The sequence below is a fragment of the Cobetia sp. genome (genome assembly GCF_983723665.1).
In genome coordinates this window covers 1-1,906 of sequence record NZ_CFDJES010000126.1, presented here as the reverse complement: position 1 = coordinate 1,906, position 1,906 = coordinate 1, and the positions used below count along the sequence as shown (strand labels likewise).

Below are 1,906 nucleotides of genomic sequence, written 5' to 3'. Positions count from 1 at the left end.
CCAGATCCTCACTGGGCTGACAGGCTGTCTCAAAGCCCCCAGACCACCCGCAACGCCAGCCCCAGCAACACCACGCCCGTCAGTCGATTGATCCACATCGCACGCGCCTGCAACCAGGGCAGCACCCGCGAGTGCGACAGCACCAGTGCCACCAGCACATACCAGAGCCCGTCGATGCCCATGGCCGTCACGACGACCAGCCACTTGCCCATCTCGCTCATCTCCGGCGTGATCAACTGACTGAGCAGCGCCACGAAGAACAGGATCAACTTGGGGTTGGCCAGCGCCACCATGAAACCATCGCGTATCGCCATGGAGCGAGACGTCGTGACGGCCTGCGCCTCCAGCGCTCCACCGCGACCCGCCCGCAGTGCCTTGAACCCCAACCAGGCCAGATAGACTGCCCCCAGCAGCATGATCGCCTGGAAGACCCCCGGGTAATGAACAATCAAGGCGCCGAGCCCCCAGGCAGTCAGCGCGGCATACAACCCGACTCCCAGCGCATGACTGATACCGGCGGCGATCCCCGCACTCCTGCCGCCGCCCAGGGTATGGCGCAGCACCATCGCCAGACTCGGTCCGGGCGACATCGCCCCCATCGCGCATAGCGCAACCAGTGACAACCACAGATTCAGCGGCATCCAATGCATGAGGGTCATTCCATGTTCCAGTCAATTGGTGAAAGCGACACTGCGCCGGCCTCGGACATACACCTGGGGGATCACCTGACAGTAGCCCGGCGCTCGCGATGGGGCCCGCCCTCCCCATCAGGCGCTGCTCAAGGGATGAGAGCATCGGGCACATACGACTCCCACCAAGTCTTCAGGCAGACGCAGTCGAGTGTATCAAGCGCCATGCTGATGCGGCAGCAGGCCATATGGACGACCTGGATATGCCCCTCAGGATGGGTGTCACACGAACTGGACAGTCCGCCCTCGAAGGCGGCCGTCGTGCATGGATTTATATGAGAACATAATAAAGTACAGAATTTTACACATTTGAAAACTTGTGCAACAAATTAGGAGTTGTACAAGTTTATGATAACCAGTAACGTCTCTACCGCTGCTCAGGAAGAGCGGCAGGTTCAGCGTAGTGACAGGCCAAGTGCACAGGAAGTGCAGCCAGGGACAGGCCCTGTCAAAGGATGACGCGCAGGCTTGGGGACTTCGCTCCTTAGCCAGGAAGATTCGTAAGCCTGAGCGGGTAGGTTTACGAATCTTCATGACTGGCAAGCCTGCGAGCTCAGGGAAAGAGAGCACTACGCTGAATGACACCGAATTCAGTCAGTTTCTGAAAGGTGTACAAGATTCTTGCGGGTCAGTAGCGCCCGATCGCTGCTCAGGAAGAGCGGCAGGTTCAGCGTAGTGACGGGCCAAGTGCACAGGAAGTGCAGCCAGGGACAGGCCCTGTCAGAGGATGACGCGCAAGCATGGGAAGCTTCACTCCCCGGCCAGCAAGATCCATGAGTCTGAACGATTGATTCACGGGCCTTGATGACTGGCAGGTTTGCGAACTCAAGGAAAGAGACCACTACGCTGCACCTCACCAGATTCAGTCAATTGCTGAGAAGGAGAGGAGACATGGAAGGGAAAGCTCAAGCCGCACTGTGTTGTCCGGCATGCTCCGGCCTGAAGATGGAGTATCAGTACCACACCCCATCGGCCGACCACCTGGTGCACTGCCAGGATTGCCATGAATACGTCGGCATGTGGTTTACCCTGCGCCAGGAACTCGCGATCCAGAACACCCGCATCGCACTCCTCGCCCCCTCCCTCGCCAGCAACAGCCTCTATCGACGCGTGAAGAGCGTTCCACAACAGGCGTGAGCCGCCGACTGGATGCACGAGACACAGGAAAGCCCCGACATTCGTTCGGGGCTTTCCTGTGTCTGGGCCCCTGCCGTCAC

At 59.4% G+C, this 1,906-nt stretch carries 2 protein-coding genes; one reads left to right on the top strand and one right to left on the bottom strand.

Going from position 1 to position 1,906, the window contains the following annotated elements:
• Window positions 1-29: 29 nt before the first annotated feature.
• Window positions 30-641 (bottom strand): LysE family translocator, encoded by a 612-nt coding sequence (locus AC4FAH_RS11755; protein WP_213114962.1) that lies wholly within the window; start codon window positions 639-641, stop codon window positions 30-32.
• A gap of 939 nt (window positions 642-1,580) precedes the next feature.
• On the opposite strand from AC4FAH_RS11755, the gene AC4FAH_RS11750 reads away from it, so the two are divergent.
• Window positions 1,581-1,826: a hypothetical protein gene (locus AC4FAH_RS11750; RefSeq protein ID WP_192839416.1), complete on the top strand. Its 246-nt coding sequence runs from the start codon at window positions 1,581-1,583 to the stop codon at window positions 1,824-1,826.
• The last annotated feature ends 80 nt before the right edge of the window (window positions 1,827-1,906 follow it).

Excerpts from the sequence above, each read along its gene's own strand:
- AC4FAH_RS11750 (WP_192839416.1), top strand. The coding sequence starts at position 1,581 with ATGGAAGGGAAAGCTCAAGCCGCACTGTGTTGTCCGGCATGCTCCGGC.
- AC4FAH_RS11755 (WP_213114962.1), bottom strand. The coding sequence starts at position 641 with ATGCCGCTGAATCTGTGGTTGTCACTGGTTGCGCTATGCGCGATGGGG.